A 26,603-nucleotide genomic window follows, 5' to 3' on the forward strand; every position below is an offset into this window, starting at 1 on the left:
CGTAACTCCGTGGCGATGGGGTGGGTTGGTGATGCCAGTGTGCGTAGGCGCTGCACCCGGCACAGGGGCCGCAGGTCATCGATCCCACCTGCCGGAAGTCACTTTCTGCAGGCGCACCATTGCCGAGCGGCCACGCGGCGGTCAGCATCGCCGTATGACATCCCCCCTGCGCGACATCGCCAAACCGCTCAACCTGGCCGGCATGCTCACCATCGCGGCGGTCATGCTGTCGTTCGGTCCGGAGCTCTCAGCGTCTGCGCGATGGCGCTGGGCCACCTTGATTGGCTTCACCCTGGTGTTCCTGTTGCGCTACCTGCTGCCGCCACGGCCGCTGCCGCAGCGGGGCGCCCTGTTGCTGCAGGCACTGCTGGCGGTGGCCTTGGTCTGGCTGGAGCCGCGCACCGGGACCTCGCCGGTGTTGCTGGTGCTGGTGGTCGCGCAGGCGGCGATACGCTGGCAACCGCCCCAGGTGCTGGCGCTGATGCTGGTGATCAATGCGGCCACGTATGCGATTTTCGTGCAGGCGCATCTCCCGCGCCCACTGCTGATGGTGACCATCTACACCAGCTTCCAGGCCTTTGCCGCGCTGACCGCCAACTACGCGCGCAGTGCCGAACGCGCGCGCGATGCGCTGGCCTACGTCAACGCCGATCTGCTGGCCACACGCGCGCTGCTGGCCGACAGCGCACGCGACGCCGAGCGCCTGCGCCTGGCGCGCGAGCTGCACGATGTGGCCGGGCACAAACTCACCGCCATGCGCATCAATCTGCGCCTGCTCAGCGCCGACCCCGCGTTGGCGCAGCGCGACGACATCGCGGTGCTGGAGCAGCTGTCTGCCGAACTGCTGGCCGACATCCGCAACGTGGTGCAGTCCATGCGCGACGATCGCGGCCTGGACCTGCAAACCGCGTTGCGCGCGCTGGCCGCACCGTTCCCGCGCCCTGCGCTGCGCCTGCGCATCGACCCGGATGTGCGCATCACCGATGCCCGCGTGGCGGAGTTATTGCTGCGGCTGGTGCAGGAGGCGCTGACCAACGCCGTGCGGCATGCCGATGCCGATGAAGTCGCGGTGCATCTGCACTGCGAGAACGCGCAGCTGCGCGTGGACATTCAAGACGACGGCCGCCGCGCCGAGTGCATCCGCGAAGGCAACGGCATCACCGGCATGCGCGAACGCCTGGCGGCCCTGCAAGGCCACCTCGATCTAGGCCTTACCCCCACGGGCGGCATGCATCTGACTGCGAGAGTTCCGCTATGAGTTCACTTCGAGTCGCCCTGGCCGACGACCAGATCCTGGTCCGCGCCGGCTTGCGCGCCTTGCTGCAGCAGCAAGGCGTGGAGGTGGTCTGCGAGGCCGACGACGGCCAGGCATTGCTGGATGCGCTGAGTGTCACCGCGGTGGATGTGGTGCTCAGCGATATCCGCATGCCCGGCGTCGACGGCATCCAGGCGCTGGGGCAACTGCGCGCCCGCGGCGACCGCACCCCCGTGCTGCTGCTGACCACCTTCGACGACAGCGACCTGCTGCTGCGCGCCACCGAAGCCGGCGCGCAGGGCTTCCTGCTCAAGGACGCCGCCCCGGAAGACCTGCGCGATGCCATCGCGCGCGTCGCCGCCGGCGAGACCCTGCTGCAACCGGTCAGCACCGACCCGGTGCGCGCGCGTTACCAGTTCCGCGACCAACAGGCGCCGAGCGAGACCTTCAGCGAACGCGAGGTGGCGATCCTGCGCCTGCTGGCCGGCGGCTATTCCAACAAGGAAATCGCCCGCACCCTGTTCCTGGCCGAAGGCACGGTGAAGAACTATGTCTCCACCATCCTGGAAAAGCTCGGCACCCGCGACCGCACCCGCGCGGTGCTGAAGGCGATCACCCTGCGGGTGATCTGAGGGCGGGGAGTGGGTGCGAGTGCCAGGCGAAGCCGCAGGCGTGGTGGGGGCACGAGGCTTCGCCCGTACCCTCATCCGCCCCTGCGGGGCACCTTCTCCCGATGGGAGAAGGGAGAGCTCCATGGCGACCGGGAAGCCTGTCGTCTGCTTCTGGTTGACCAAGGCTGATCCGCATGTCGATGGGGGAATCTTCCTCTGTCGAGGAGATAAGGGGGGAGCCTAAAGCCCCTCTCCTGCGGGAGAGGGGTTGGGGTGAGGGTACGGGGCGAAGCCACCCGTGGAATCCGATGACACAGGGCTTCGCCCTCAACCTCGCCCATCCCTGCAGAGCAGCTTCGCGCAAAGGGAGAAGTAACGACAAGAAGTAACAGCTCGCAGCCAGTCCGCATGGCTCGGTGCCAGCGACTCCGCATGGCCCAGCGACCAGTCACTCCAGTTTTACCCCTGGGTTGACCTAAGAGCTGCACCTAAATGCCCCTTTGCCCACAGGTCATGCAGCTGTGGCGAAGGCAGGCAGCGACGCCAAGCACGCCGGTCCGCCAACCAGCCCGCACTCCGCACGACTGCTCTATCTATTTGTTTCAAAGAGGTTTTCCAGAATCCGTCAGCTTCCACCAGCAACCGTAAGGTTGCCGTCAGGTCTGGCGAGCGGCCACGCACCAAGGTGATCCGGCGGCCACTGGCGCCGCCCGGAAACGCGCCGCGCTCCGGTCTGCTGCGGAGTCCGTCATGCGCCAACCCCGATCCGTCGCTGTGCTTCTCGTTCTGCTCGTCATGGTGGGCTGGTCGGGTCCAACGCAGGCCGAACTGCCCGCACCCTGGGCCCAGGCCGCGTTGCTGACCAAGCCGTCGGCGGTCGACCCTGTTCTGCGCATGGTCTTCGGTCCTGGCGAACTGGACAGGCAACGCGCCGCAGCCCGCGTCTGCGACAAAGATGCCTGCAATCCGCTCGGCCCCGACGCGTCCCCGGCCTGGTTATGACCACCGCAGGGAGCGAGCAACCACCGGCAGGCAAACAGCGGCCTGTAAGGGTTGCCGGGAACCGGCGGATCCATAGCGTCTTTTCCAGGCACGCCGACCGGCACGACAGTGCGCTCCCGGTGCCGACCGTCTGTCTCCACCGGCTGGCACCTCGGCATCCAACGCCGCCGGTGCGACTGATTCGCAGCGGCACTTGCCAGCAGTGAGCGCATCACGGCTCAGTGCCCTGACGGTCGCACGCATTGCGCGGCCCTTATCGCTCGACCGTCCAACCTAGCCGAGCGGCGCATCGCCTGGCAGCGAACTGGCAGACCGCGTGCAGCAGCAGATGAGGAGCGACTAAAAAACTGCGCGACCACCAGGCGGGCGCGGCCGGTGCTCAGAATCGGGCACGTACCACACGCGTACCTGCCGGTCCCTGCGCGCCGTCCACACCTGCCTGGCAGCCGCTCGCTACGTTTTGTCAGCCGTTCTTATTGACGGGGCGGGCGCTCCTGCGGGTTGATCTTTGGATCGTTGCCGACCTGGGGATCGCAACTGAACCAGACTTTATTTCCTTTCTTGTCCTTGCGGCTTGGGTCTTCAACGATGAGAGTCAGAAAGATCAGTGTGGGGACGCTATTGGCGTTGACGACCGAGACGCTGCGGCCGCCGGGGGCAATCAAGGGTTCACTGATCTGTTTGAACGCGTCGGTCGTCAGCAAACTCTTGATCTTGAAATGCTTGGGAACAACGTCTTCATCGAAGTGATAAGTCAACGTCGATACGCCGTCGTCCTTGTCGACAATCAGCAGATCCGGAGCAAAGCTGTAGAAGTATTCGCCAGCGCCCGTGTTCCCTCCGAATCCCACCCGAGCGACCGTGAGCTTGATGCTGAAGTCCGTCATGACTTGTCCTGTTCCTTGAGAAGCGGGGCATAGAAGGAGACAAACCCCGGGTGGCGGTAGCCCGCTTGGTACAGCCATCCGAGCTGTTGCGTAACAGCAGTGCGCTGGCCCAGATGCACTTGGGCGCGAATCCAGGGGTCGAGCAGGTTCTTGTCGCGACTGTTGCCGATGTCCTTGCCAAACAGCGTCACCGCGCGCTGCCATGCAGCACGTGCGCCATTGTCATCGCCCGCAGCTGCGCGTTGTTCGCCCTGCCAGACCAGCGCGAGTGCCAATGTCGAAATAGCGGACAGATCGTCCGGCTTGGCTTGATGCAGTGCATCCACGCGCGCCACGATCTGATCCAGGCTGCCCGCGTGAGCGGCCTGGATGTGGTGCAAGCGCAGCGCGATGATGGCATCCAGCAACTCCCAGTCGGGCAGCGGCTGCGACTGCTGCAGCAGGCTGGCCATGGTGTGACGCGCCTGACCCAATTGCTGCGTGGCCTGCGCAGACTGCCCGTCCAATGCGGCGATCCAGCCGGCCTGCGTATAGGCATGCCCCAGATCGCTGCGCCAGGTCTGATTGTCCGGCTGCAAGGCCACCAGCGGCTGCAGGATGCGCACGCTGTCCTGCGCGTCGCGCTGCGCCTGGGGCAGATGACCCTGCACCAACGCCAGATTGGAGACGCGGATCAGCGACACCGCCAGGCGACGCTGCCAGGCCTGCGCCTGCGGGTCGCTGTCCACCAGCACGCGCAGCATTGCGATCTGTTCGCGATACCCCTGCTCGGCAGGTGCCAGCAGGCCCTGGTTTTCCTGCGCCAGGCTCAGCCCGGACAAGCTGTCGATCAATTCGTAGCGCAGTGATGCATTGTCCGGAGCGCGCGCGCTGAGCACGCGCTTGAGCGCGATGTCGCGCGCAAAAAATCCGATCGCCGTTGCGACATCGCCCTGCGCGTTGGCCAGCATGCCGAGATTGTTGAGCGCGTACGATAGTTCCAGCTGCCAGTGAGAATCGGCCGGCACGCTGCGCACCAGCCACTCGCTCGCGGCCAGATATTGCGACCAATGGGTCTGCGCCAGCGCGAACTGCTTCTTGCGATAGGCCATATTCCCCAGCCAATACGCCGCCTGGCCGGTTTCCGCATGTGCATCCAGCATGTCGGGTGCGCGCAGGCGTGCCTGCTCGGCGGTGGCGGCCGCACGCGTAAACGCCGCCTGCGCCTCGTCCAACTTGCCCTGATTCATGAGCACTTCGCCGGTGGTCCGCAGGGCCCGGGCGTGGTTGATCAGATCGCCCGGTTGCATGCTGGCGTTGGGCAGATCTTCCAGATAGCGCAGCGAGCGGCTGCCTACGCTGTCGAGCAGTTTGAGATTGCCCACCGTGCGCAACTGCTCGGCCAGATCGCCCAGCATGTAGCTCACCAGTTGCTGGGCCTGATCGCGGCGCTCTTCTGCTACTTGCTGGGCCTGGCGCGCCTGCCAACCGAGCAGGAGCGATGCGCTGGCCAGCACCACCAACAAGGTGGCGGCTGTTGCATACAGGCCGCGGCGGCGTTGCTGCGAGCGCTCGCAGGCACGCAAGAACGCCACATCCACCGCATCCAGATCCTGCGGCATGCGCCGTGCGGCTTCGCGCGCTTCGCTCAACGGGCGCCCGCTGTTGAGCAGGTGATCGGTGCGCCGGCCCTCGCTTGCCCAGCGCTGTGCGGCCAGCTGCAGGCGCTTGCGTGCCTGCAGCAGTCGGCGGTTTTCGTGGATCCACTCGGCCGCGCGTGGCCATTGCCGCAGCAAGGCTTCGTGCGCCACCGCAAACCCCGGCTCGCCGGCCACCAGTTCGCTGACGAACAGCCGCGCATGCACGAAGGCATCGACCAGCGCATGCGCCGCACCGTCGGCCGGCAACGCCGACCAGGGTGCACGGCGTGCGGTCACCGCAGCGCTGTCGGGGTGAATCACGCTCAGCTGTGTCAGCACCTCGCCCAGCGCTGCCTGCGCGGCGGCCGGCAAGGCACGAAAGGTCGCTTCGGCGTGGTGCGCCAACGCGCCTTCCAATCCACCCAAGGCGCGGTAGGCCGCAAACGTCAGCAGGCCATCGTCGCTGCGCTGCGCGTGCAGCGCATGCAACAAATGCTGCAACAACGGCAACGCATCGGGCTGGCGCGCGGTGGCATCGCGCAGCACATCGTCCAGGCGGCTGACGCTGTCGTGCTCTTCTTCGAAGCGCAGCCCGGCCATCGCCGCGGGCACGCGAATGATCTGGCCGATCTCGCCGTCGCGCGGCGGCAGCAGATCCACATGCCCGTCGCCGCGTTTGAGTTCGACGATGTCCGGCAAGGCATCGATCAGTCGCGGATAAAAGTCGCTGCGGGTCAGCAATAACACCCCCACATGCGCGCTGCTGCACAGCGCTTGCAATACAGCGGCCAGCGCGCTGCGGTCGGCATCGGTGATGCCGGGTGCGGCCACCATGGCTTCGGCATGGTCGATCACCAGCAGCAGATGCCGCTGGGTCTGCGCGCTATCGCGTACCGGGGCGCTGTACCGTAGCGCTTCGACGATTGCGGCATGCAGCGGGGCAGGGTGTTGCAGCCACTCGGCAAGCCGTGCCAGTTGTGCGGGCGAGAACACCGCACGCTCGGCGATTGACCAGTCGCCGAGTGCGCGCGTGAGCGTGTCTTGCACATCGCCGCCACGGCATTGCGCCAGATTGCAGTACGTCACCGCCACCGCTTCCAGCCCATCCAGCCCGCCGGCGTGCGACAGCAACGGCACCACGCCGGCCCGCAACAACGAGGTCTTGCCGCAGCCGCTGGCCCCGCTTACCAGCACCAGCCCGCGCTGGCTGTGCAGCTGCGCGCGCAACGCCGCAACGACTTGTGCAATTGCGTGACTGCGGCCGAAAAACACCTCTGCGTGCGCCGGGTCGAACGCCTGCAGGCCCACGTACGGGCTGCCCTGCGCCCACGACCCGGTGCCGATCACCGCGCCGCGATACTCCTGCGGAAACACCACCTTGGGCAGCAACCGATAGCCGCGTTTGCGGATGGTTTCGATAAAGCGCGGTTGGCGGCTGTCGTCGCCCAGCTTGCGGCGCAGCTGCGCGATGGTCTTGTGCACCGGGTTATCGCCGTAAAAGCTGCCGTGCCACACCTCGATCAGCAGCTGCTCGGCGCTGATCACTTCGCCGGCGCGCTCTGCCAGTGCGATCAGCACTTCCATCATGCGCGGTTCCAGCGTGATGGTCTGGCCGTCGTCGATCAGCGTCAGCCGCTCGGGCTCGACCAGCAGCGGGCCGAGGCGGAACCGCGGAACGGAGCTCAGCTGCGTGACGCGCTCGCTACGAAGAGACATCGCTCGGATACCGGTCGTACAACTGGAAGGGGCCTGGACAATCGCCAACAGGCACGGCACGGCAGCCCCGAAAAATAGCACAGCTGTTGCGGCGGCAATTGCCCGGCGTCGCGCTTCACACGGTGTGACGCGTGAGCGCAGGGCAGTGCTGTCGGGCGCAGCGGGCCGGTGGCTGGCAGGGCGACGCGCGTGGCAGGCAGTCGCCGCGCGCGGGCGCATCGCCCTCCATACAGCAGCGTGTGTTACGCATCAGGCTGTTTCGCATGCGGTGCACCGATTAAGATGCCGCCAGCATCTTGCTGACCAGGAGTCCACGTTGATCATCCATCCCAAAGTGCGCGGCTTCATCTGCACCACCACGCATCCGCTTGGCTGCGAGCGCAATGTGCTCGAGCAGATCGCCGCAACGCGCACGCGTGGCGTGCGCAACGACGGCCCGAAGAAGGTCTTGGTGATCGGCGCGTCCAGCGGCTACGGCCTGGCTTCGCGCATCACTGCCGCGTTCGGGTTCGGTGCGGACACGCTGGGCGTGTTCTTCGAAAAACCCGGCACCGCCACCAAGGCCGGCACCGCCGGCTGGTACAACTCGGCGGCTTTCGACAAACACGCCAAGGCCGCGGGCCTGTACAGCAAGTCGATCAATGGCGATGCGTTTTCGGATGCGGCGCGCGAAAAAGTGATCGAGCTGATCAAGACCGAGATGGGCGGCAGCGTCGATCTGGTGGTGTATTCGCTGGCCTCGCCGGTGCGCAAGCTGCCGGGCAGCGGCGAAGTGAAGCGCTCGGCGCTCAAGCCGATCGGCAACATCTACACCGCCACCGCCATCGACACCAACAAGGACGCCATCATCCAGGCCTCGATCGAGCCGGCGACCGAGCAGGAAATCGACGACACCATCACCGTGATGGGCGGGCAGGATTGGGAACTGTGGATCGACGCGCTGGAAGGCGCCGGCGTGCTCGCCGATGGCGCGCGCAGCGTGGCCTTCAGCTATATCGGCACCGAAATCACCTGGCCGATCTACTGGCACGGCGCGCTGGGCAAGGCCAAGGTCGACCTGGACCACACCGCGCAACGCTTGAACGCGCGCCTGGCCGCCCGCGGCGGCAGCGCCAATGTAGCGGTGCTCAAGTCGGTGGTGACCCAGGCCAGCGCGGCGATTCCGGTGATGCCGCTTTACATCTCCATGGTCTACAAGATCATGAAGGAAAAGGGCTTGCACGAAGGTACCATCGACCAGCTCGACCGCCTGTTCCGCGAGCGCCTGTACCGCGAAGACGGCCAGCCGGCCGAGCTGGATGACGAAAACCGCCTGCGCCTGGACGATTGGGAACTGCGCGACGACGTGCAGGACGCCTGCAAGGCGCTATGGCCGCAGGTCACCACCGAGAACCTGTTCGCGCTCACCGACTACGCCGGCTACAAGCACGAGTTTCTCAAGCTGTTCGGCTTCGAGCGCGACGACGTGGATTACGACGCCGATGTGGCGACGGACGTGAGCTTCGATTGCATCGAGTTGGGGTGAATCGGGAATCGGGAATGGGGAATCGCAAGAGCGTGGCTCCCTGTTCTTCCAATTTCCGCACACACACGGAGCTATTGAAAACGGCCTGCAGTGATGCCGGCCGTTCTTATGGGGGCAGGCCGTGGTGTTGCTGTGGTTGCGTGGTTCTGCGGCGCGATGCGCTATCGATGCGCTGATACGGCGCGCTACTGCAGTGCTGCGTCGCGGCTGCTGGTGACGCATCTGGCGCGCTCGCTAACGCCTTCATTGCCAGCCAGGCGGATGGCGCAACGTCTAGCGGCCTTCCTCTTCTCCGCCCGTCGGGCCGCTTTTCCCGAGGGAAAGGGGATCTGCGCGTGTGTTCCTCATCGCATCCTGGATGCACGCACCATTGCGTCAACAACGCGGCATCCATCCCCAAACACCAATCCCACTCCTGGCACCCAATGGACAAACTCATCGCCCATCTCGTCCTGACCTTGCTCGTCAGCACCGTCTGCGCTGTGCTGTTGCGCTTTGTTCGGGTGCATGGCGCGCTCAAGGCACTGGCCAATCTCGCAATCACCACCGCGGTAGTCTGCGCCGCGGTGATGCAGGATGGCTCAGCACCACCCTGGCAGAACGCGCTGTTGATTGCGGCGTTTTTTAGCGTCCCGGCATCGGTCTGCGTGGTGCTGGTGAGTGCCGTAATGGCGTGGGTCATCAACAAGCGCCGCACGCGCCGCCAGTCCGTGTCGATTTGAGGTTCGCTAGATCGCACTGGGGCGCGTTCAAGATGCCTCATCGCTCCAACGCGGTCAGAGCAGCGGTATGAAAGCGCTCTTACGATTCCCCAATCCCGATTCCCGATTCCCTGCTCCTCACCGCTTCACATCGAACCGCGCATCGCCTACACAGGCCTGCACATCGGCCACCGACAGCGGATTGAAATCGCCGGGAATCGAGTGCTTCAAACAACCGGCAGCCAGGCCGAAGCGCACCGTGTCGTCCAGCGACCAGCCTGCGATCAGGCCGTGCAGCACGCCGGCGGCAAACGCATCGCCACCGCCGATGCGGTCGATGATGGGGGTGAGTTCTTCGCTGGGCGCGCGCGCCACCGCGCCCTCGCGCGGCACCAGCATCGCGCCCAGGCTGTGGTGGTCCACGTTATGCGCCACGCGTTGCGTGCAGGCCATCAACTGCAGCTGCGGGAATGCGGCAAACGCCTGCTGCGCGGCCGCTTCCACACGTGCTTCCAGCGTGTCCTGCGGGAACTCGCCACCGAGCACCACACCGATATCGCGGTAGTCGGCAAACACCACATCGGCGCAGTCGAACAGCTGATGCAGGATGCCGCGCGCATCGCCCTGCCAGCGCTGCCATAACTTGGGCCGGTAGTTGCCGTCGAACGACACCTTGACCCCGGCCGCCCGCGCGGCGCGCGCTGCCGCCAGCGTGGCCTGCGCGACGTCGGCGCCCAGCGCCGGGCTCACCCCGGACAGGTGCAGCCATTGCGCACCCTCAAGCAGGCGCGGCCAGTCGTAGGCATCGGCGGACGCCAGCGCAAACGCCGAATCGGCGCGGTCGTAGACCACTTCGCTGGGGCGATGGATCGCGCCGGTGGTCAAAAAGTACAGGCCCATGCGGCCATCCACCCGCCGCACATGGCGGGTATCGACGTCATGCCGGCGCAACTCGCCGAGTACCGCGGCGCCCAGCGGGTTGTCGGCCACGGTGCTGACCATGGCCACGTCGTGGCCGAAATGCGCCAGCGACACGCCGACATTGGCTTCGGCACCACCGCAATGCACGTCCAGTCGCGGCTGCTGCAACAGCAGCTCGTGACCAGGCGCCCCCAGGCGCAGCAACAACTCTCCAAAACACAGGATGCGGGCTCGACTCATGCGGTAGTACCTCGGCTGTGTGGTGCGTCACAGGGTGGGGGACCGGTGGCGCGTTACGATGACCATCGGTGTCATTCTAGCCGGCCGCAAACCCGCCGGGCGAGCGTCATGATGCGACCTGAAGCGACCGCTTGCACCCCTTTAGGGCAAATATGGTGACGTTTTCTGCTGCGCTGCAAGATGTTGAACGACGATTCAGCTGGTAACGTCGTTTTGACCAGCGGTGTCATTGCCGCTCACACCCCCGCATTTCACATTGTTCATGGACCCTTGGGAGGGGAGGACATGCAATTTCGGACCACCAACCGGAAGACACCGGTTACCTTGCTGGCATTGTCGATCGGCCTGGCGCTGAGCGGCCATCTGGCAGCACAAGAAACCACCCAATCGCCTGCAGAACCGGCCGTGGACCTGGACACCGTCACGGTGACCGGCTATCGCGCCTCGGTGGAAAAAGCCCTGGACATCAAGCGCGGCGAAGCCGGCGTGGTCGATGCGATTGTCGCTGAAGACATCGGCAAGTTCCCCGACCTCAACCTGGCCGAATCGCTGCAGCGCATCCCCGGCGTGGTGATCACCCGTGAGGCCGGCGAAGGCCGCGCCATTTCGGTGCGTGGTCTGGGTCCGGAGTTCACCCGCGTGCGCATCAACGGCATGGAAGCGCTCACCACCGTGGGCGCCGGCGACCAGAGCGGTGGCACCAACCGCGGCCGCGGCTTCGACTTCAACGTGTTCGCCTCGGACCTGTTCTCGCAGCTGATCGCGCGCAAGACCGCCTCGGCCGATGTGGAAGAAGGCTCGCTCGGCGCCACCGTCGACCTGCGCACCGCGCGTCCGTTCGACTACAACGGCTTCACCTTCGCTGCCAGCACCCAGGCCGCTTATAACGCGATGGCCGAAAAGGCCAACCCGCGCGTGGCCGGCTTGATCGCCAATACCTGGGCCGACAACACCTTCGGCGCCTTGCTGTCGGTGGCCTACACCGAGCGCGAAGTGCTGGAAGAAGGTTCCAACACCGGCCGCTGGGCCAATGGCACCAGCAACGGCGGTTTCAGCGCCACCTCGCCGTTCGCCGCCGCGCGCTCGGCCGATGTCTACCACCCGCGCTTCCCGCGCTACACCCAGCAGATCCACGACCAGCAGCGCCTGGGCATCACCGGCTCGCTGCAGTGGAAGCCGTCCGATCGCACCACGCTGTCGCTGGACATGCTGTATTCCAAGATCGACGCCAAGCGCGACGAGCACTACATCGAAGCGATCTCCTTCAGCCGCAACCGCGACGGGCTCACCCCGCGTCGTGCAGTGCGTGACGGCAAGCCGGCCACCATCGTGCGCAACGGCGAAATCCGCAACAACGCTTTGGTTTACGGCGAATTCGACAACGTCGACATCCGTACCGAAAACCGCCACGACGAGTGGAACACCGAGTTCAAGCAGATCAGCTTCGACATGGAGCATCGTTTCAACGATGCCTTCAGCGTCAATGCCCGGGTGGGCACCTCGCGCTCTGCGCACGAGAACCCGATCCAGACCACCATCATCATGGACAAGTACGACGTCGACGGGTACAGCTACGACTACCGCGGCAACAACCGCGCGCCGGTGCTGAACTACGGGATCGACCCGACCAATCCCAATGGCTGGGAGCTGGCCGAAATCCGCCTGCGCCCGCAGTCGGTGGATAACGACTTCGACACCGGGCAGATCGACTTTAACTGGAACGTCAGCCCCGGCTTCCGCCTCAAGGGCGGCGTGCTGGCCAAGAACTACACCTTCAGCACCGTCGAACTGCGCCGCGCCAACGAGCTGGCCGTGCCCACCTTCGCCAACGGCACCACCATCGTGCCGGCAGACCTGACCGAACAGGCCGGGCTCAAGGGCATCAACGGCAGCCCCAACGCCTGGGTCGTGCCCAATCTGGATGCGGTGGCCGATCAGTTCGGTATCTACAGCAACAGCGGCACCTTTGCAGTGGCTCCGCGCGTCAACAACAGCCGTAGCGTCGAAGAAAAAGACCGCGGCGTGTGGTTGATGGGCGAGTTCTCCACCGACCTGGGGTCCATCCCGCTGTCGGGTAACTTCGGCGTGCGTTACGTGCGCACCGAGCAGGAGTCCACCGGGTTTGCGTTGATCAACAACATCCCGACGCAGACCACCGTGGGCCGCAAGTACAACAACACGCTGCCCTCGTTCAATCTGGTCGCCGAGTTGATGCCCGACCTGCTGCTGCGCCTGGGTGCGGCCAAGGTCATGAGCCGTCCCGGCCTGGGCAGCCTCACCCCCGGCGTCACCGTGGCCGTGGCCGGCGGGTCGCGCACCGTGGCCGGCGGCAACCCGGATCTGGACCCGATCGAAGCCACCAACGTCGACCTCGGCCTGGAGTGGTACTTCAACGAAGGCGCCATGGTCGGTGTTGGCCTGTTCTACAAGGACATCGAAAGCTTCATCCAGACCGCGCGCGAAGTGCGCCCGTATTCCAGCAGCGGCCTACCGGCCTCGTTGCTGGACGGCACCGGTGCCACCGTCAACGACGACTTCGCCTTCAGCATTCCGCTCAATACCCCGGGCGGCGAATTGAAGGGCGTGGAAGCCAACTACACCCAGCCCTTCACCTTCCTGCCGGGCAAGTGGGCCAACCTGGGCGTGCAGCTCAACTACACCTGGGTCGATTCGCAGATCCAGTACCTGGCCAGCAGCGGCGCGCCGGTGATGAAGAACGATCTGCTCGGGCTGTCGCGCTCGTCGTGGAATGCCACCTTGTTCTACGAAGGCGAATCCTTCGCAGGGCGCGTGTCGGCCACCAACCGCGACGACTACCTGACCCAGGCACCGGGTTCGGAAGCCGGCTTCAACGTCGATGGCGTGCACGGCATGACCGGCACCACCATGATCGACGCCTCGCTGCGCTACAAGATCAGCAAGCAGCTGGAGCTGAGCCTGGAAGGCATCAACCTCACCAACGAAGCCTCCGACGAATGGGTGTCCTCGCCGCGCACCGGCCAGTTGCCGCTGCAATACGGTGAAACCGGTCGCCAGTTCTTGCTCGGCGCCCGCTACAAGTTCTAAAAGCGTGTCCGCCCGCTGCGCACACGCGCAGCGGGCCTGATTCCAACGCCTGATCGCGATGACGTCTTGCGCCCGGTTTTTCGGGCGCGCATGCAACGCGGTGGGCGGGATGTTTCGTGCGACGCCGATGGCCTTGGGGGGCTGAGCGCGTCTTTGCAGCCAGTGCCAGGGAGAGAGCCGCATCATGCAAGCCCGTTCGTGTCGTCCTGCCCAAGCGGCAGGCGCCCGCCTGTCCGTCGCGCGTCTATCGGTGGCCATTGTGCTGGCCTTGCACGGTGTCGGCGCTGCCGCGCAAACCGTCGGTTCGCCCACCACGCCCACCACGCCCACCGATCCGGTGGATCTGGACCGGGTGCAGGTCAAGGCCACCTATCGCGAAAGCCTGCAGCAATCGCTGGACGCCAAGCGTTACAGCGTGGAGCAGGTGGATGCGATTTATGCGGAAGATATCGGCAAGTTTCCCGATCTGAATCTGGCCGAATCGATGCAGCGCATCGCCGGCGTCTCCATCGACCGCGAAGGCGGCGAGGGCAAGCAAATTTCCGTGCGCGGCCTGGGTTCGGATTTCACCCGCGTGCGCATCAACGGGCTGGAAGCACTGGCCACCGCCGGCAGCGGCAGCGATGGCGTCAACCGCAGCCGTGGTTTCGACTTCAATACCTTTGCCTCCGAGTTGTTCAGTCGCGTCACCATCAGCAAGACCCAGTCGGCGCAGATGGACGAAGGCTCATTGGGCGCCACCGTCGATTTGCGTGGATCGCGCCCGTTCGACTTCGACGGCTTCGAAGCCGCCGCGTCCACGCAATACGGCTACAACGATCTCTCGCGCGAAAAAGACCCGCGCTTCTCCGGCCTGATCAGCAACATCTGGGCCGATGGTCGCGTCGGCGCGTTGATGTCGGTGTCCTACAGCGAGCGCCATCTGCGCGAAGAAGGCTACAACCCGGTGCGCTGGGAGCACGGCAACTACCGCAACTCCAACCAGAGCACCGCCACCAACAACGGCACCTACGGGTTCTGCTCGCCAGTGGGCTACAACCCGCAAACCCCGCGCAATCCGTTGTCGAATGAAACCCGCGCCGGCGTGGGCTCGCAGGCCAACCAGGACCGCAACAATGGCTGGGGCAGCTACGGCATCAGTGCCACCAGCTGCGGCACCGGCATCGCGCGCCCGGCCAATACGCCCGAGAACATCCAGGCCTACGAAACCGCCACCGATGCCTGGATTCCGCGCTACCCGCGATATATCCGCACCGATCACGAGATCAAGCGGCTCGGTGTCACTGGCGCGCTGCAATTCAAGTTCAGCGACGACACGCTGCTCAATGTCGACCTGCTGTATTCCAAGTTGGACAAAGACCAGCGCGAAGATTCGGTTGGCGCCAACCTGCACCGCACCGCCAACTTCGGCGGCAAGACCCAGATTGCGGTACGCGAAGCGCAGGTGGACGAGCAGAACCGTCTCACCTACGGCGTGTTCGACAACGTCGACTACCGCACCGAATCCAGCACCATCGAAGAATCCACCGAGTTCAAGCAGGTCAACCTGGACCTGGCACACCGCTTCAACGACCAGGTGCGCATGACTGCACTGGTCGGCCATTCCACCTCCGATTACGAGCGCCCGGTGTTCTCGCTGGTCAGCTTCGACAACACCAACCTCGACGGTTTCGTGCTGGACCGGCGTAACGGTGGCGATTACCCCAGCATGACCTTCCCGTTCGACGCCGCCGACCCCAACAACTGGCAGTGGCTCGGCTATGGCGCGGTGCCGGTCAACAGCAATGGCACCGCGCGCGGCACCAACATCAGCGAAGTGCGGCTCAATCCGCAGTCGGTCAGCAACACCTTCGACACCGCCAAGCTGGATCTGGAATTCAACATCAATTCCACCTTCACCTTCCGCACCGGTCTGGCCTACAAGGACTACGACATGGAGACGACCGAGTCGCGCCATGTCTCCTACGGTCGCCTGGCGCAGGCGTTGCCGGCCGGCGTGGGCGTGGGCGATCTGAACACCACGCTGGACGGCTTCGGCCGCAGCTTGAACGGCAACTTCCCCACCACCTGGGTGATTCCGGATTTCCAGAAGGTCGCCGACCTGCTCAACATCAATTGCAACTGCGATACCGGCGTGCCCGGTGGCGATTACCGCCTGGCCGATGTCGGCCATTTCGGCTCGTCCAACAACAATTTCGCGGTCAACGAAAAGAGCCTGGGCACGTATCTGCAGCTGGATTTCAATACCGACCTGTGGGGTCGCGCACTGCGCGGCAACCTGGGCGTGCGCTACGTGCAGACGCAGATCGCCGCCAGCGGCTATGCACCGTGCACGGCTACTGCCTCCGGCGCCATCTCGCCCAACTGCGAGTCGTTCTTCGGCGTGGCCAGCGCCACCGCCAACCCCGGCGAGCGCCTGCTGGTGCCCACCACCGTCAATCACAACTACCGCGATGTGTTGCCCTCGTTGAACCTGTCATGGGATGTCAGCGATGAGGTCGTGCTGCGCTTCGGTGCGGCCAAGACCATGGCACGCCCCACGCTGGCCTACCTGTCGCCCAGCGTCAGCGGCGGCCCCACCCAGTTCTTCGACGACGGGCGCTTTTTCTCGATCAATCTGGGCAATCCCAAGCTCGACCCGTTCCGCTCCACCAACTACGACCTCAGCGCCGAATGGTATTTCCGCGAAGGCTCGCTGCTGTCGGCAGCGGTGTTCTACAAGGACATCCAGAGTTACGTGCAGCGCACCCGCGTGCTCACCACCTGGGAGGCGATGGGCTACTCGCTGGATCTGCTGCCCGCAGGCTTCACCCCGGACACCATCTTCAATGTGCAGAGCTACTTCAACACGCCCGGCGGCCCGCTCAAGGGCTTCGAGCTGACCTATCAGCAGGCCTTCGATTTCCTGCCCGGCTTCTGGCGCAACTTCGGCGTGCAGCTCAACTACACCCAGGTCGATTCCAAGATCAATTACCTGTTCAGTACCGCCGGCAACAGCAATACCAGCATCACCACCACCACCACCGAGCGCGACCTGCTCAATCTCTCGCCGCAGTCCTACAACGCCACCGTCTATTACGACGACGGCCGCTTCAGTGCGCGCGTGTCCACCAGTTATCGCGATGGCTACATCAACAACATCCTCGCCCAGGAAGACGTCTACGACCTGGACGGCAAGCGCCTGGTGACCGCCGATGTCACCGGCAAATACAGCGTTGAAAACGTCGATTTCAACATGTCCTACAAGCTCAACGACCACCTGTCGTTGACCTTTGAGGCGATCAACCTCCTCGACACCCCCGACCGTCGCTACGTCGATTCCACGCTGGAACTGCCGGATAAATACACCGTCACCGGACGCCAGTACTACGTCGGCGCGCGCTACAAGTTCTAACAGGAGCACAGCAATGCAATTGCATCGCAGGATCGTGTTACGCAACCTCGCCGCCACCGCCATGCTGGCGGGGTTCTCGCTCTGCAGCACGGTGGCCCTGGCCGCCGACCCGGTCTACACCGTGGCCAAGCAGGGCAGCGCCGGCTACCGCACCGTACAGGCCGCCATCGACGCCGCCGTACAGGGCGGTAAACGCGCGCAGATCAACATCGGCGCCGGCACCTACCAGGAACTGATCGTGGTGCCGTCCAACGCACCGGCGCTCAAGCTCACCGGCGCCGGCCCCACCCAGACCATCATCACCTACGACAACTACGCCTCGCGCATCAATCCGGCCACCGGCAAGGAATACGGCACCTCCGGCTCGTCCAGCGTCATCATCGCCGGCAACGACTTCACTGCCGAAAAACTCGCCTTGGGCAATCACGCAGGCCCGGTGGGGCAGGCGGTGGCGGTGCGTGTGGATGGCGATCGCGCTGCGTTCCGCAACGTGCGCTTCCTCGGTTACCAGGACACGCTGTACCTGCGCGGCGCCAAGCTGTCGTACTTTTTGGATTGCTATGTCGAAGGCACGGTGGACTTCGTGTTCGGCGCCGGCACCGCGCTGTTCGAAAACGTGCAACTGCACTCGCTGGGCGATGGCTATCTCACCGCCGCCTCCACCCCGCAGGAAAGCGCGCGCGGCTTCGTGTTCCGCAATGCCCGCGTCACCGCGGCCAGCGGTGTGTCGCGCGTGCACCTCGGGCGCCCGTGGCGGCCGTATGCCAGCGTCAGCTTCATCAGCAGCCAGCTGGGCGCGCACATCCTGCCCGAAGGCTGGAACAACTGGGGCAACACCGCCAACGAGGCGACCGCCCGCTATAGCGAATACCAGAGCAGCGGCAACGGCGCCAACCCGTCGCGCCGCGTGAAGTGGTCGCGCCAGCTCACCGCTGCGCAGGCTGCCGCACTGGACCGTAACACCATCCTGGGCAGCTGGAGGCCGTTCTGATGATCCGCTTATCGACACTCGCATTTATCACTGCATTGCTGCTGGCCCCGCTGTCGGCCATGGCCGACAAGATCGCCGACAACATGTTGCTGCTGCAGACCGCCTCCGGTGGTTGGTCCAAGCAGTACAAGGGCGTGGCGGTGGACTACACGCGTACCTTTACCGCCGCCGAAATCGCCGAGCTGCAACAGCCCGGGCGCAAGGACGACGCCACCATCGACAACAAGGCGACCACGTCCGAAATCACGTACCTGTCCACCGCCTTCAAGAACGAAAAGAACGCCAAGTACATCGCTGCCGCACGCCGTGGCGTGGACTATCTGCTCAAGGCGCAGTACGCCAACGGCGGCTGGCCGCAGTTCTACCCGGACCTGTCGTCCTACCACCATCAGATCACCTACAACGACGATGCGATGGTGCGTGTGCTCAACCTGCTGCAGGACATCGGCGAGGGCAAGGGCGACACTGGCGCGCAACTGCGCAGCAGCCACGGCGCACGCGCAGTGCAGGCAGTCACCAAGGGCCTGGAATGCGTGCTCGCCACCCAGGTCAAGATCGGCAGCACGCTCACCGTATGGGGCGCGCAGTACGACGAAGTCACGCTCAAGCCGGCCAAGGCACGCGCGTATGAACTGGCCTCGTTGTCGTCCAGCGAGTCGGTGAGCATCGTGCGGTTTCTGATGCGCCAGCCCAACCCGTCGGCCAAGATCAAGACCGCGGTGCAATCGGCCGGTGTCTGGTTCGATACCCACCGCATGCGCGATCTGGCCACCAAGAAAATCGACGACCCCAACCAGGAAACCGGCAAGGACGTGATCCTGGTCGCGCAACCCGGTGCGTCGTTATGGGCACGCTTCTACGACCTGCAAAATCAACGCCCCTTGTATGCCAACCGCGAGGGCAAGGCCTTGACCGACTACATGCAGGTGCCCAACGAACGCCGCGTCGGCTATGCCTGGCATGGCACCTGGCCGGACAAGTTGTTGAAGGACGAGATTCCCAAGTGGAAGGCCGCAAACGGGCTGTAGTGGACGCAGCGATCGCACCACCGCACGCGGCGCATGCTGGCGCGCGCAGCACCCAGGCACGGCATGTACTCTCGTACGTGCCGGCCCGCGTGCTCGCCGCCAAGCGTGCGCCGCGTGCGGCGTTGCGGTGGCACGTTGCAGTGTCTGTCGCCCATGCGGTGCGGCAGTGGTTTTGAAAGAGACGAGGTGCGTGTGCTGAAGGTTTGGATGGGTTTGTTGTGTCTGATCGCGCTGCCGGTGAGTGCGGCCACCCCCACGGCCCCGGAGTTGCTGTTCCGGGTCTCGGCCGATCGCAGCCTGGAGGCCGATGTGGCCCGCGGCGATCGCGTCCCCAACTTCCGCGACAAGATCACGCTGGTGCCCACCGGCAAACGCGGCAATGCCATCGAATGGGCCGACGACGGCGTGCTGTCGTGGAATGCGCCCGGCAACCTCTACACCCAGCGCGGCACGCTCGGCTTCTTCTGGCGTGCGCGTTACCCGGTCGGCGAAGCGCCGTTCGTGATCTTCCGCGTCGGCTATGCCGACCACACCAGCTGGGACATGGCCTGGCTGCGCATCGACTGGAACGGCCACGGCTTCGATGCCTTCGTCACCGATTCCAACCTCGCGCGCACCCGCGTCTCCTTCAAGCTGGATAAAAACCCCACCGCCAGCGCGTGGACCCACATCGCCTTTGCCTGGGACGAAACCCGCGGCGTACGCCTGTACGTGGACGGCAAAGAGGCCGCACGCGTGGACTGCGGTGCGCCCTGCGCCAACGGCAGTGCGCTCGACTTTGATGCCGCACTCGACCAGTTCGGCCTCGCCGGCCGCGTCATGTCGCCGCATCAGGTGCAAAGCCGCTACAACTTTTTGCGCGGCAGCGATTTTGACGAGATCCGCATCTACGACCGCATGCTCGATGCCAACGGCGCCGCCGCACTGGCGCGCCTGCAAGAGCCCAGCACCGCCGAGCCGCCCACCCAGGCCGCGCAAAGCGCTGCTTTTCTGCACCGCTTCGGTTGGGACAACGGCCATGCACCGCCCGTGCTGGACGCACCGGTCACCAGCATCCGCAAGGTGGAATTCGCCGACGCGCGCGACCTCAAGCAATGGATGTGGAAGGCCACCGACGGCATCGCCGAAACCACCTGGCCCGGCGTCTACAACCGCTCGCGTCTGCCGGGGCGCAACGATTATTTTCAGCTGCCCGACTGGAACACCTACGTCGAAGGCGGCAAGGCGCTGGACCTCACCCTGCCGGACGAGCCGATCAACCGTATCGAGCTGCGCGGCGCCGCCTACGGCCAGGCCACCTATGCCACGGCCACCGCACCAGCGCAGCCGCTGTTCGAGCGCAAGCAAGGCGTGGTGCGCAGCGTGGACCAGTTCGCGCCGCGCCGGGGCGGCATGCTGCGCTTTGCCAACACCGCGCAGGAAACCCCCATCCAGGAAATCTGGGCCTACAACGTGCAACCGGGCGAGGTGCCCAAAGGCAGCGCGCAACTCAGCTATACCGTGCGCAGCGATATCCAGCCCGACTACGACAACCTCGCCCCGCTGCGCGACTACATCGCCGGCCGCTACCCGCCGAGCGAGCGCCAGACTGTGGTCGCGTTGCCTACCAAGGCACCGGCCCGCAAGCGCCCCAGCGACAAGACCGTTGCAGGCGCGCAGCACCCCATCGTGCACATCCTGGTGCCATCCAGCCTGGGCGACCCGCCGCCGGACCAGGCGCTGATGCGCAGCTGGTCCTACGGCTGGGAAAACATGCACGACGGCCTGGACGGCATCGCCATCACCCTGCCGGCGTTGAACCTGCCGGCCACCCACAACGGCAGCATCCCGCTCAACATCCGCATCAAGGACCCCATCTGGCCCGCACGCGACATGATCGATGTCTCGGTCGCGGTCACCCCCGGCCAGCCGCGCACGCTGTGGCTGGATCTGCGCGACCGCATCTTGAGCAACGACAGCCTGATGCTCAGCATCGCCGCCGCCGCGCCCGGCTTCGATGCCAACGCACTCGACGGCACCCAGTTGCAGCTGGTGTTCAAACCGCGCGCCGAGGCCATCACCGAGCACGTCGCCGACCGCTTCAACCAGGTCAAGGACAACTGGGGCTTTCTGGTGGAAGAACACACCACCTCCAAGCGCCAACTGCTCTACAAGCGGCTGGACGCCGACATCACCGATCTGCTGCGCGTGGACCCGAACAACGCGCTTGGGCGCCAGTACTGGAACGACATCAGCTACGCCAACCAGGGCACGCTGCCTGTCGAGATGCCTGCCGTGCCCAAGGGCGTGCCCGCCTGGGCGTTCTGGCAGCTGCAAGACCTCAGCGCCACGCGTCGCTACATCCGCTGGTGGATCGACCAGCGCCAGGTGCCGTACGGCGATTTCGGCGGCGGCATCTCCGACGATTCGGACCTGGTGCAGCAATGGCCCGGCGTCGCCCTGATGGGCGTGGACCCGGACATCCTCAACGCCTCCATGCTCGCCTTGTCCGATGCCAACTATCGCAACGGCATGTTCACCAACGGCCTGTCCACCATCGAAACCGACGAGCTGCATTCCTACGAGGAGGGCATCAACCTCAACAGCGCCCTGCTGTATCTCAACTGGGGCGACCCGCGCACCGTCGAGCGCCTGATGGAAACGGTAAAAGCCTTCGACACCATCATCCAGGTCAACCCGCAAGGCCACCTGTTGTTCGCCAGCAATTGGTTCGGCGGCCGCAAGGTCTACCGCGAGCCCAACTGGCAGTGGCAAAAGCCGTACTCGTTTCCTGTCGTGCACCCGGCCATCATCCTGGGCGGCTTTAATGCCGACCCCAACAGCCGCCGCATCGTCACCGGGCTGGCGGACGGCTATCTCGCCCACGCCTATACCAATGCCAAGGGCAACTGGGCGCTGCCCAACGAGATCAACTGGCAGACCGGTAAAACCCGCGGCGGCGAACTGTTCGAAGGCAGCGGCGGCGCCGACACCTTGCACACCTTCTGGGCCGCCTACCGCTTCACCGGCGACGAGCGCTATCTCAAACCGATCAACTACCGCGTCGCCAACAGCGGCCCCAATGGCTTGTCGCTGCTCAACGAAAACTTCCTCGACGTCATGGGCAAACGCAGCGACTGGAGCGGCAAGCTGGTTGATGCCGCAAATAAAGACGATGGCAGCGCACCGGACTTCCCGCACTTTGTTGCCTGGGAGCAGACCGGCAACCTCGATTATCTCGCCGCCATTTACCGCAGCGAGGCCAGAGAGAAACTGCAGAACTTCTACATGAACACCGAAGGCCACTGGTGGAGCGACCGCGTGGAATCGCCCACCGTCAATCTGCAACGCGCCCGCCTGGGCGGCGTCGCCCTCAAACGCAACCAAACCTACCCCGGCCACACCGTGAGCTGGCGCTTCAACGACCCAGAAGCCGCCACGCAAGTGGCCATCGCAATCCCCGCACCCCGGCAAGATCGCTTCACCGTCATCGCCTACAACACTTCCAGTAAACCCCAGCGCGCCAGCATGACCGGCTGGAACGTCGCCCCAGGCCAATGGCGTATCACCCAAGGCGTGGACCGCGATGGCGACGGCAAGCTCGACGGTGCAGGTGCCACGCGCGAGGTGGCCTTCGAAAAAAGCGCCTCCATCGACATCGACTTCCCAGCAGCCCGCACCACCATCCTGCAGCTCGAACGCATCGCCGCCGCCACCCCGGTCGAACTGCGCCCGGATCTGGGCATCGGGCATGGCGATGTACGCGTGACTGCAGACGCCATCGAAGTGACCGTGCACAGTCTCGGCCATGCCGATGCACCGGCCGGGTTTGTGGTGTTGGAGGATGCGCGTGGCAAGGAGCTGGCAAGAACCGCGTTCCCGGCACTCGCCGCACCACGCAATCTGCGGCCAATCACCACGCAGGTGCGCCTGCCGCTAACCAACGCCGCAAACCTAAAAGCCGCACAACTACGTGTCATCACCGATGGCAACGCCGCAGAGATTACCGACCTCAACAATACGCTGCCGCTGCCAACCCCAACCACAGCACCAACGACAAAACACAGCCCATAACCAACACACCAATCCCTCACACCAATCCCTTCTCCCGCACGCGGGAGAAGGTGCCCGAAGGGCGGATGAGGGCAAAGCCGATAAAGCCAACGATCACTACGGCAAGCGCATTGACGCAATCCAAAAACTCGGCGAGGATCAAGGCGCGCAGTATGTAACGCAGCCGCAAAGCCACACATTTCTTCAGGGGGAAGAAACAATGTTGAGCAAGGCATGGAGCATCGTGGCACTGACTGTGGCCGCACTCGGCTTGTTTACCGCATCCGCGCAAGCGCGCGTCAAGGCCGCCGGTGCGCACCACACCGCCAGTCACGGCGGTCACTACAGCGCAGGCCACGGCGCCTCGCACAAGGGTGGCAGCTACCGCAGCACCAGCACCAGCAACCACTATCGGCGTCACAAGTCCTAGCTTGGTTCGAGCCAACGCCACTCGGAAGTGCAGCGTAATGCAAGAACCAGGACGCGAAGAATGCGCTATCAAAAACTCTTGAAGCTGCTGGCTGGCCTCGCCGGTGTCATGCTCGCGGCGACAGGCGCATTGCTGATAGCGTTGGTTTTAGCTGGCAAAGTACATGAGGGTAAGGCCGGTACCCTGATCAGCGGCATCGGATTTCTCTTGATGGCTGCTCCTGCGCTAGCAACGCCGTTTTCTATCCGCGCTGCCAAGCGATTGCTGATGCTGACACTGTGCTGCCTCGCGGCACTCGCGATCTGGCTTTCCTTCTGGCCGAAAGAGGGCGTCACGCTGACGCTTCAGCTGCGAATCGCCGTACTTGCCTTTCCGGTGCTTCTGACGTTCCGCTTGTTTCTGGCTCGCCGTCGCAAGATGACGAAGCTTAGTACTGACAATTGATTCGGACAGCTGCCGCGACGTGGTGCCACTCAATTAAAGCGCTAGGAAAATCGATGGATATGATTCGCGTAGCCTCGTCAGCCATCAGCGCAATTGGCTACGACCCGGCCAGCATGCGTATGAAAATTCAATTCGTGCAGGGCCACACATACGACTTCTGCGGTGTGCCATCGCACGTGTTTCAGAGGCTTCTCAATGCGGGCTCAAAAGGCGGTTACTACAAAGATCACATCTGTGACTGCTATCAGTGATAGCCGCTTGGCTTCAGGGTGTGTCATAGTAATTCACTCGAGCCGAAGCCGCCTCACGGCTCGGCTTAATTGAGGCGTTAACTGACAGGAGGGGGGCATGTCGTTTTCCGAAAGAATGGGCTTTAAGCAGGTTAAAAGTCTGATCCAGACGGACGACATTGACCTACCGCTGCGCAACGCGCTGTGGGATGCGCTACACATTGTCGTATGGTCGAATTTCGAAAATCGAATTGAGTATCAGCAAGTCGAGAGGTCGAACCTCCAGATGCTCGTCTATCAGCTTTGGCACCGATTCTTTAACCTACCAATTGACCGCTCGCCTAAGTACATGGAGGACGCGATCGCGTACATCCGAGACTGGTATTTCAAGGCGCGCTGGAACAAATGCTATGACTTAATCGAGTTTATTATTGCTCATGCGCCTGATCAGATCGATAATTCTCTTCAGAAGTTCGCCAATCGCGTACTCGAGGAGCACCTGTCCGGCTATCGGATCGTCGAAGGGTGCGTCACACCAATTACGGCGCCCGAAGAACTTGAGAGCATTGAGCAAGCGCTAGGGAGCCGCCAACTCAATGCGGGTGCTGTCAAGCATTTTAAGACGGCATTGGAAATGTTGTCAGACCGGGCAGCGCCAGACCACCGCAACTCGATCAAAGAGTCCATTAGTGCAGTTGAGTCGCTTTGCAAAAATTTAACAGGAGACTCGTCCGCCACACTGGGTCAAGCACTCAAGCCTCTTGAAGAAAAGGGTGTAATTCACCCCGCACTACGTTCTGCACTAGCGAAGCTTTACGGCTACACGTCGGACTCAGGCGGAATTAGACACGCGATGTTGGATGAGCCGTCGCTTACCTTCGCCGACTCCAAGTTCATGCTCGTCGCCTGTACGGCGTTTGCGAACTACCTCATTGATAAGTCGAGAACGTAGGCCGTCAACTAACAATTGGTCCAAGCCGACGTAGCCTCGCGGCGCGGCCTAACTTAGATGCTAAACCCTACATTGAGAGTTCATGAACGCCCCGCGAATAGTTCTCAAAGGTCAGATCGATGGCGAGCTTGAGGGCTTCGATGAAGAAGTTCTATTTAAGCTTACAAACGGAACTTACTGGGTTCAAGACGAGTATAAATACTGGTATTACTACGCTTACATGCCTCGAATTCAACTCGTAAGTGCAAACAATCGGCTGTACTTGCAAGTGGTGGGACAGACTGAGTCTGTTGCGGTCCGCGAAATCCATGACGTCATCGAGAGTCAAATCAATGATGAATTTCGTGGCTGGGAAGGAGAATCGAGGTACCAACTAGTCAACGGGCAGGTCTGGGAACAAGCCCGATACAAGTACGAGTACAAATACGCGTACAGACCCGGGGTCCTGATCTTTGATGCGGGTGGTGGACACACCATGCAAGTTGCGGGAACTTCTGCTCACGTCCGCCGTGTCAGCTAGGGCCTAACAATCATTCAAGCCGACTTCGCTTTGCTGCGCGGTTTGATTCAACTATTTAGCGCACAGAACCAACAATAGGGAGTTCGGATGCCTTACGAGCTAGACAATCGACTGGTAATTGGTGTCGCTTCTAGTGCCGTCTTCGATCTTAGAGACTCAGATGCGATCTTTAAGCGCGATGGCGAAGAGGAGTATCGAAAGTTTCAGGAGAAGAACCTCAACGTCGCCCTGCCGAAGGGGATTGCTTTTCCCTTCATCAAACGCCTGCTGTCCCTAAACGATTTGAGCGCCGATCCCTCAGATCCTTTTGTCGAGGTCGTGCTGCTATCTCGAAATGATCCGGACACTGGGTTGCGTGTTATGAAGACTATCGAGCACTACGGGCTCGGAATGACCCGGGCAATCTTCATGCAGGGGCGCTCCCCTTACGAGTACATTCCGGCGCTAAATATTTCACTCTTTCTTTCTGGAAATAAGGAGGATGTGGACGCTGCCATCAAAGCAGGTCATCCCGCCGGGCAAGTACTGGATTCCCAGTTCAACGACGATGAGGAGGACAAAACCCTCCGTATTGCATTCGACTTCGATGGAGTCCTGGCGGGCGACGAATCCGAGTCCGTCATGCAGAAATCGGGGCTAACTGAGTTTCATGCGCACGAGGTGCTGAATGTAATGCAGCCGCACAATCCGGGGCCGCTTAAGGAATTTCTGGTCAGAGTATCGAAGATTCAGTCGATCGAGGAAAATCACAAGGTAACCCACCCAGATTACGAGAACCGTATTCGCGTCTCGATTGTTACGGCCCGCAATGCGCCTTCACATGAGCGAGCACTAAATACGCTGAAGGATTGGGGTGTTATGGCGAACGACGCTTTCTTTCTCGGGGGCATCGAAAAAGGGAAAGTGCTCGGGATTCTGAAGCCTCATATCTTCTTCGACGATCAGTCTGGCCACCTGAAATCCGCTAGTGCCGTTGTTCCGTCCGTCCACATTCCGTTTGGTGTCATCAATCAGTGTAGGCTAACCGAATGATCGGCGA

At 63.4% G+C, this 26,603-nt stretch carries 20 protein-coding genes and 1 other RNA gene; 17 read left to right on the forward strand and 4 right to left on the reverse strand.

Annotated elements, in window-relative coordinates; translation table 11 throughout:
- Positions 1–31: 31 nt before the first annotated feature.
- The 4 genes from ABQU90_RS10590 to ABQU90_RS10605 all read left to right on the forward strand — a co-directional run bounded on the left by ABQU90_RS10590 (position 32) and on the right by ABQU90_RS10605 (position 3,337).
- On the forward strand, positions 32–1,258 hold the full coding sequence (locus ABQU90_RS10590; protein ID WP_323520917.1) for a sensor histidine kinase: 1,227 nt from the start codon (positions 32–34) through the stop codon (positions 1,256–1,258).
- Complete coding sequence (locus tag ABQU90_RS10595; RefSeq protein WP_323518237.1) at positions 1,255–1,887, forward strand: response regulator transcription factor; 633 nt, start codon at positions 1,255–1,257, stop codon at positions 1,885–1,887. Before ABQU90_RS10590 ends, ABQU90_RS10595 begins: the two co-directional genes overlap by 4 nt.
- A gap of 729 nt (positions 1,888–2,616) precedes the next feature.
- Entirely contained in the window at positions 2,617–2,868 is a 252-nt protein-coding gene (locus ABQU90_RS10600) for a hypothetical protein (RefSeq protein ID WP_115552481.1), read from the forward strand.
- A gap of 391 nt (positions 2,869–3,259) precedes the next feature.
- Positions 3,260–3,337: non-coding RNA, sX9 sRNA (locus ABQU90_RS10605), on the forward strand.
- A 4-nt stretch (positions 3,338–3,341) separates the two neighbouring features.
- On the opposite strand, the gene ABQU90_RS10610 is transcribed toward ABQU90_RS10605, so the two are convergent.
- Together ABQU90_RS10610 and ABQU90_RS10615 are read right to left on the reverse strand one after the other, a co-directional pair.
- Positions 3,342–3,755 (reverse strand): hypothetical protein, encoded by a 414-nt coding sequence (locus ABQU90_RS10610; RefSeq protein ID WP_323520918.1) that lies wholly within the window; start codon positions 3,753–3,755, stop codon positions 3,342–3,344.
- Positions 3,752–7,090 (reverse strand): nSTAND1 domain-containing NTPase, encoded by a 3,339-nt coding sequence (locus ABQU90_RS10615; protein WP_323520919.1) that lies wholly within the window; start codon positions 7,088–7,090, stop codon positions 3,752–3,754. Before ABQU90_RS10615 ends, ABQU90_RS10610 begins: the two co-directional genes overlap by 4 nt.
- Before the next feature lie 316 nt (positions 7,091–7,406).
- Here ABQU90_RS10615 and fabV point away from each other — a divergent pair, with 316 nt between their 5' ends.
- Positions 7,407–8,615 carry an enoyl-ACP reductase FabV gene (gene fabV / locus ABQU90_RS10620; RefSeq protein ID WP_323520920.1) on the forward strand — a complete coding sequence of 403 codons (1,209 nt, stop codon included), beginning with the start codon at positions 7,407–7,409 and terminating at the stop codon, positions 8,613–8,615.
- Between the two features lie 425 nt (positions 8,616–9,040).
- Positions 9,041–9,337 (forward strand): hypothetical protein, encoded by a 297-nt coding sequence (locus ABQU90_RS10625; RefSeq protein ID WP_323520921.1) that lies wholly within the window; start codon positions 9,041–9,043, stop codon positions 9,335–9,337.
- A 117-nt stretch (positions 9,338–9,454) separates the two neighbouring features.
- On the opposite strand, the gene ABQU90_RS10630 is transcribed toward ABQU90_RS10625, so the two are convergent.
- Positions 9,455–10,477 (reverse strand): PfkB family carbohydrate kinase, encoded by a 1,023-nt coding sequence (locus tag ABQU90_RS10630; RefSeq protein ID WP_323520922.1) that lies wholly within the window; start codon positions 10,475–10,477, stop codon positions 9,455–9,457.
- 285 nt (positions 10,478–10,762) lie between these two features.
- Here ABQU90_RS10630 and ABQU90_RS10635 point away from each other — a divergent pair, with 285 nt between their 5' ends.
- From ABQU90_RS10635 to ABQU90_RS10655, 5 genes are all read left to right on the forward strand, one after another.
- Positions 10,763–13,543: a TonB-dependent receptor gene (locus ABQU90_RS10635; RefSeq protein ID WP_323520923.1), complete on the forward strand. Its 2,781-nt coding sequence runs from the start codon at positions 10,763–10,765 to the stop codon at positions 13,541–13,543.
- A 184-nt stretch (positions 13,544–13,727) separates the two neighbouring features.
- The gene (locus ABQU90_RS10640; RefSeq protein ID WP_323520924.1) at positions 13,728–16,937 is read left to right on the forward strand and encodes a TonB-dependent receptor; all 3,210 of its coding nucleotides are present in this window, start codon (positions 13,728–13,730) and stop codon (positions 16,935–16,937) included.
- A 13-nt stretch (positions 16,938–16,950) separates the two neighbouring features.
- Positions 16,951–17,928 carry a pectinesterase family protein gene (locus ABQU90_RS10645; protein WP_115552488.1) on the forward strand — a complete coding sequence of 326 codons (978 nt, stop codon included), beginning with the start codon at positions 16,951–16,953 and terminating at the stop codon, positions 17,926–17,928.
- Positions 17,928–18,956 carry a pectate lyase gene (pelA, locus tag ABQU90_RS10650; protein WP_323520925.1) on the forward strand — a complete coding sequence of 343 codons (1,029 nt, stop codon included), beginning with the start codon at positions 17,928–17,930 and terminating at the stop codon, positions 18,954–18,956. Before ABQU90_RS10645 ends, pelA begins: the two co-directional genes overlap by 1 nt.
- Before the next feature lie 207 nt (positions 18,957–19,163).
- Positions 19,164–23,009 (forward strand): LamG-like jellyroll fold domain-containing protein, encoded by a 3,846-nt coding sequence (locus tag ABQU90_RS10655; RefSeq protein ID WP_323520926.1) that lies wholly within the window; start codon positions 19,164–19,166, stop codon positions 23,007–23,009.
- A 16-nt stretch (positions 23,010–23,025) separates the two neighbouring features.
- On the opposite strand, the gene ABQU90_RS10660 is transcribed toward ABQU90_RS10655, so the two are convergent.
- Positions 23,026–23,184 (reverse strand): hypothetical protein, encoded by a 159-nt coding sequence (locus ABQU90_RS10660; protein ID WP_323520927.1) that lies wholly within the window; start codon positions 23,182–23,184, stop codon positions 23,026–23,028.
- Positions 23,185–23,208: 24 nt separating this feature from the next.
- Here ABQU90_RS10660 and ABQU90_RS10665 point away from each other — a divergent pair, with 24 nt between their 5' ends.
- The 6 genes from ABQU90_RS10665 to ABQU90_RS10690 all read left to right on the forward strand — a co-directional run bounded on the left by ABQU90_RS10665 (position 23,209) and on the right by ABQU90_RS10690 (position 26,596).
- The gene (locus ABQU90_RS10665; protein WP_323520928.1) at positions 23,209–23,418 is read left to right on the forward strand and encodes a hypothetical protein; all 210 of its coding nucleotides are present in this window, start codon (positions 23,209–23,211) and stop codon (positions 23,416–23,418) included.
- A 60-nt stretch (positions 23,419–23,478) separates the two neighbouring features.
- On the forward strand, positions 23,479–23,862 hold the full coding sequence (locus tag ABQU90_RS10670; protein ID WP_323520929.1) for a hypothetical protein: 384 nt from the start codon (positions 23,479–23,481) through the stop codon (positions 23,860–23,862).
- A gap of 53 nt (positions 23,863–23,915) precedes the next feature.
- Complete coding sequence (locus ABQU90_RS10675) at positions 23,916–24,113, forward strand: KTSC domain-containing protein (RefSeq protein WP_323520930.1); 198 nt, start codon at positions 23,916–23,918, stop codon at positions 24,111–24,113.
- A gap of 97 nt (positions 24,114–24,210) precedes the next feature.
- Entirely contained in the window at positions 24,211–25,044 is an 834-nt protein-coding gene (locus ABQU90_RS10680; RefSeq protein ID WP_323520931.1) for an AbiJ-NTD4 domain-containing protein, read from the forward strand.
- An 82-nt stretch (positions 25,045–25,126) separates the two neighbouring features.
- Positions 25,127–25,564, forward strand: a complete 438-nt coding sequence (locus ABQU90_RS10685; RefSeq protein ID WP_323520932.1) for a hypothetical protein — start codon at positions 25,127–25,129, stop codon at positions 25,562–25,564.
- Between the two features lie 87 nt (positions 25,565–25,651).
- Positions 25,652–26,596, forward strand: a complete 945-nt coding sequence (locus ABQU90_RS10690; protein ID WP_323520933.1) for a 5'-nucleotidase — start codon at positions 25,652–25,654, stop codon at positions 26,594–26,596.
- The last annotated feature ends 7 nt before the right edge of the window (positions 26,597–26,603 follow it).

This window comes from Xanthomonas sp. WHRI 10207, assembly GCF_040202975.1.
Taxonomy (GTDB): Bacteria; Pseudomonadota; Gammaproteobacteria; order Xanthomonadales; family Xanthomonadaceae; genus Xanthomonas.